Origin of the sequence: Methanobrevibacter cuticularis (assembly GCF_001639285.1) — an archaeon.
Classification (GTDB): domain Archaea; phylum Methanobacteriota; class Methanobacteria; order Methanobacteriales; family Methanobacteriaceae; genus Methanobaculum; species Methanobaculum cuticulare.
Genome location: NZ_LWMW01000154.1, coordinates 1 through 5,366, shown reverse-complemented (window position 1 = coordinate 5,366; position 5,366 = coordinate 1). Strand labels below are relative to the sequence as shown.

5 protein-coding genes are annotated in these 5,366 nt (G+C 24.9%); 3 read left to right on the top strand and 2 right to left on the bottom strand.

Going from position 1 to position 5,366, the window contains the following annotated elements:
* Nucleotides 1-658 precede the first annotated feature (658 nt).
* The 3 genes from MBCUT_RS09855 (at nt 659) to MBCUT_RS09845 (ending at nt 2,945) form a co-directional block, all read left to right on the top strand.
* A complete protein-coding gene (locus tag MBCUT_RS09855; protein WP_067260553.1) occupies nt 659-895 on the top strand; it encodes an AbrB/MazE/SpoVT family DNA-binding domain-containing protein in 237 nt (78 codons plus the stop codon).
* A complete protein-coding gene (locus MBCUT_RS09850) occupies nt 892-1,281 on the top strand; it encodes a type II toxin-antitoxin system VapC family toxin (RefSeq protein WP_067260549.1) in 390 nt (129 codons plus the stop codon). The genes MBCUT_RS09855 and MBCUT_RS09850 overlap by 4 nt, the downstream gene beginning before the upstream one ends.
* Before the next feature lie 413 nt (nt 1,282-1,694).
* On the top strand, nt 1,695-2,945 hold the full coding sequence (locus tag MBCUT_RS09845; protein ID WP_067260547.1) for an alpha-1,2-fucosyltransferase: 1,251 nt from the start codon (nt 1,695-1,697) through the stop codon (nt 2,943-2,945).
* 15 nt (nt 2,946-2,960) lie between these two features.
* On the opposite strand, the gene MBCUT_RS09840 is transcribed toward MBCUT_RS09845, so the two are convergent.
* Both MBCUT_RS09840 and MBCUT_RS09835 read right to left on the bottom strand, forming a co-directional pair.
* On the bottom strand, nt 2,961-4,169 hold the full coding sequence (locus MBCUT_RS09840; RefSeq protein WP_067260545.1) for a DegT/DnrJ/EryC1/StrS family aminotransferase: 1,209 nt from the start codon (nt 4,167-4,169) through the stop codon (nt 2,961-2,963).
* Nucleotides 4,170-4,230: 61 nt separating this feature from the next.
* Nucleotides 4,231-5,172: a GDP-L-fucose synthase family protein gene (locus MBCUT_RS09835; RefSeq protein ID WP_067260543.1), complete on the bottom strand. Its 942-nt coding sequence runs from the start codon at nt 5,170-5,172 to the stop codon at nt 4,231-4,233.
* Between the last annotated feature and the right edge of the window lie 194 nt (nt 5,173-5,366).

Genomic DNA, 5,366 nt, shown 5'->3' with positions numbered 1-5,366 from the left:
TTTAATGTCATGATTTCTTTTTTAGAATATTATGATGTTTTTTTGGCGATATAGTTGTATACTTCTTTCTATGTTCTTTTTTTTCTCTAGGCTATATTGAAATTTTGCTTTGATAAGCTTTTTTTTTTAATGTTTATACTTTAATTGGTGTTAATAGATTTAATTATGTTTCCATATCAGTATTTTTCCTGTAAATTTAAAAGGAATTTCACCAAAAGGGGGCAATGATTTCACTAAATTTTTCATAAAAACAGCAAGAATAGTTTTTATTGAGATAAAATCTAATAAATTACTAGAAATTAGAAAAGCCTGATTAATCCTTGTCTTATGTTACCCATAATCTTATACATTAAAAAAATTTATTTTATCTATATCATTGGACAAAACTTCTCAAAATTATAATATTTTTAAATATTCATATTAATCATTATTTTTATAAATAAAAGAATTTTAATGATTAAAAATTTAATATTATTTTTAAATCAAATGTCTAGGACTATAGTATTAAGAATAAAATTTTGTAGAAAATAAGTATTCTCCTCACTAAATAGAAAAAAACTATTAAAAAACATGTATAATATTATTTAAGGGATGGTTTTATTTTTAATAGATAATTTTAAATATGATAGTTAATATAGTAATCCATAGGTGAGGGATAATGCCAACTACAAAACTGTATGAAAATAATCAAACTGTTGTACCATCTGAAATAAGAAAAATATATGATCTTAAACCAGATGATATAATTGAGTGGATAATAAATGAAAATGGGAAACCAGAACTTGAATTTAGGAAAAAATCTACATTAAAAGACATAATTGGAAAAGCAACAGCTAAAGAACCATTTAATAGTGTTGAGCTACAAAAAAAGATTGAAAGAGGAGAAGAGATTTGATACTAGTAGATACAAATTTCTTAGTAGGTCTATATGTTACTAATGATCAATGGCATGAAGCAGCTGTAAAAATATCTGATGAAGTATATAATCAAGAAAAAATAATAACTGATTTAATAATATCTGAAATAATAACTCTAATAGCTAGTAAAGTAGGTGCAAAAGAAAGTAAAAACTTGTATTATCATATACTTGATAATTATCAAATATATGAAGTGGATAGAGAGCTTTATACAAAATCAATAAACACACTATTAAAGTATGATGGGACACTATCTTTAGCAGATTCATTAAGTGTAGAAATAATGAAAGAAATTGGGATACAGGAAATTGTATCATTTGATAAAGATTTTGACAAGGTAGATGGAATAATAAGGAGAGGTTGAACCTCTCCGACTGAAATAGTCACATTAAAATTCAAACATAGTATTCTTTCAGATCTTAAAAAATAATGAAAAATTACCTCCTTTAAAAATAGCTAGATTAGGAGTAAAATCAAGTTTTAAACGAAAATGAATAAGATATTTTTTAATAAATCAATATTCTTTTAAATACTGTAATGTTTCAGAATATAAATAATAAATCTGTGATGATAACCACAGATGCTAAATTAATTGATAAACTTTTTTTATTATAGTATATATAATGTTTTGAGATGGTATGATCTCTTAATAATATAGATATTTATATAAATATAAATATTATATGAAATAATAATTATGAATAAAGATGTTTTAAATAAAGTATTAAAAATGATTTAGATAAATTATTTTGTAATGTTTTCATATTAAAAAGATGAATGGTGATAAAGATTATAACTGTCGGAATTGGTGGTGGAACTGGTAATCAAATGTTTCAATATGCAATAGCAAGGTCTTTAGCAGAGGATTTAAATACTGACTTTTATATGAACTTATATCAGTATGATTTTTTACCTAGTTTTGTATCTAAAACTCCAAAACATGTAAGATTCAATCTACAACATTTCAATATTAAAGAAAAATTTTCATCTTCCTTAAAATTCATTACAAAAACTCTTGAAAGCAAATTTAATTCAAATTTAAATTATATTAATGAAGGAAATATATTTACTAAATTCACTTATTATAATCCTGAAATACTAAATTTAAAAGGAAAAATATTTCTTAGAGGGAATTTTCAAGATGAACGATATTTTTCACATAATTCTGATATAATTAGAAATGATTTTAAAATTATTACTCCTCCTAGTAGAGACAATAAAAAATTAATTAAAGAAATATCTTCTATTAATTCAGTTGCACTTTGTATCCGTAGAGGAGATTATTTAAGTCCATTTTGGAAAGCACAGGTTGGTATTTGCACAATGGATTATTATAATAAAGCAATTGAAGAAATTATCAAAAAAGTGGAAAATCCTACATTTTATATTTTTTCAGATGATCCAGAATGGGTCAAAGACAATGTTAAGCTGAATTATCCCTCAGTTTATGTATCTCATAATGATGTTGATAAAGATTACGAAGATTTAAGGTTAATGAGTAATTGTAAACATTTTATTATAGCTAACTCTACTTTTCATTGGTGGGGAGCATGGCTCAGTCAAAATGAGAATAAAATCGTAATTGCACCTGATCCTTGGTTTAATTCAGAGACAATTAAGAATCCAGCATCTGATCATTGGATTAAACTTAATATTAATAGCTACCACATGTTATTTAAGGAAAACTCTGATAACATTGTATTTGGAACTGATAAGGCTGTTGAATCTAATAATGATAATAAATTAATTATATTAAAAAAGAAAAAATTAAAATTGATTTATTTATTTAATGATAATATCCAGTTTTCTCAAAATGATTTTATTCTTAAGTTAGTTATACAAAGTTCAGATAAAACTGTAATAAAGCTTATTAACGATAAAACAAATCCGATCTATATTGGAATTAAAAAGGGTATAACTGAAAAATACATATATATTGATAAACATATTTCTTTAAATAGTTTAATATTGGAAAATGGAAATACTAATTCCATTGTTATAGAATATTTAGCCCTAGTAGAAAATTAGATAGCTATTAGTTAATTAATGAAATAGTTCTTTGAATGTTTTAATTATATAATCTAGCTCTTCTGTTCCTAAATATTGATGACATCCAATGTAAAATCCATTTTTGCCTACAAAATCAGCATTAGGTAATTTATTAGAATATTCATTTTTTAAATGAGAATATGCGGGCTGTTGTGTCGGAATAGATCCGAATAATGGACGAGTTTCTATTCCTTTATTTTCTAATTTTTTCCTAATCTTTTCTCTAGAAATAATTTCAGGCTTACTAACTATAATTGGATATGCTAAATAACTTGTTTTTGAAGAATAATTAGGTAATTTGATTATATTCTCAAATTCATTAAGTCCTTCATTTAGATATTTTACATTTTCATTTCGTTGTTTTATTATAGAATCAACATTTCGCAATTGAGCAAGAGCTAAAGCTGCCTGAAATTCCATTGTTTTAAAATTATAACCAATAATATCATGAGTAAATCTAGGATCTTTATTATTAAAATTCTCCTTAAACTTAACTGGACAAGACCCTGTGTTTCTAGTACATATTGCACAGGAGCACATCCTCCCATTTGACTTCATTTTTCTACAAATTTCCATAAGTTCTTTATTGTTTGTATTAATAGCACCCATTTCTCCAACTTGAATATTGTGTGCAATATAAAATGAAAATATAGAAAATAAAGACATACTTCCTGTTTTTTTATTTTTATATTCAGTCCCATGAGCTTGTGCTGAATCTTCAACTACATTCAACCCATACTTTTTAGCTATTTTATTAATTTTATTCATATCTACTGAAAATCCCATTAAATGAACTGGAAGAATTAAAGAATAATTTGTAATGTCTTCAACAGTTTCAAGATGATCTTCAATATTTTTAGCAGTGATTCCTAATGTATCCATATCTATATCTACAAAAATAGGATCAAAATTACTTAAACTAATGGCATTAATTGTAGAAATATATGTAAGTGGCGTGGTAATAACTTTTGAGTTGTTACTAATGTTAGTATCTTTTAAATATTTTAAGGAACTCAATCCAGTAATAAGAGCGGCTGTACCAGAACTAGTGGTAAGTGAATAATCAGTTCCAATAAATTTAGCCCATTCAATCTCAAAACTTTTTACATTTATTCCTTCAGAAATACGACCTGAATCTAAAATTTCATTAATAACTTTCTTTTCATAATCCCCAATTTTTAAATCTCCAACTTGGATTATCATAATTAGTATCTCCTTTATTTATTATTAATTCAATCTATATGAATTAAAGAATTCATATAGTCTATTTTTTTTCAGAATCAAATTCTTCTAAAAACCAGTTATACGTTTCAATTAAACCTTGTTTTAGAGAAATTTGATATTTCCATCCGAATTTACTTATTTTGCTAACATCAAGTACCTTACGATACATGCCATCTGGTTTTGATGAATCGAAGATTAATTCTCCTTTAAAACCTATAACTTTTTTGATTAAGTTTGCTAAATCTTTTATAGTTATATCTTCACCAGTACCAATATTAATAAACTCACTATTACTATATCTTTCTAATAGAAATACTACTGCATCAGCCATATCATCAACATGCATAAATTCTCTAAACTGATTTCCAGATCCCCAAATTTTAACACTTGGAAGATTATTAATTTTAGCATTGTGCATTCTATTTAATATACCTGCTATAACATGTGATGAATCAGGATTGAAATTATCATTCATTCCATATAGATTAGGGGGAACAACAGTAATAAAATCTTTTCCATATTCATTATTATAATACTCACATAATTTTAACCCAGCTATTTTTGCAATTGCATATCCTTCGTTAGTAGGCTCTAGAAGACCAGTAAGCAAATAATCTTCTTTAAGTGGTTGTTTAGAGTCTTTAGGGTATATACAAGAACTTCCTAAGAATACAAGCTTTTTTACATTATTATCATGTGCTGCTTTAATAACGTTAGTTTGAATTAATAAGTTGTCCACTAGAAAACCAGATAAATTGTTCATATTTGCATTTATGCCTCCTACTTTTGCAGCTGCTAAAATAACACAATCAATATCTTCATTTTTAAAAAATTCATTGACATTGAACTGATTTCTCAGGTCTAATTCTAATGAATTTCTTGTGATAATATTATCATATCCTTTCTCTAATAATTTTCGTAATATTGCAGAACCTGCTAAACCTCTATGTCCTGCTAAAAATATTTTTGAATTTAAATTCATATTAACTCCAGTTAAATTATTTAAATATATAATTGCTAGTGTCATGACAATTTAAATATTAATTTATTTATATTTTTCAACAAAATTATTAAAAAGTATTTTATCTTCTTAATTCAATCTTAAGCCTTTTATTTAATCTTACTCTATAAAATCTATATTAATAAAATTATAGAAAAAATTAAATTGTCTTAACA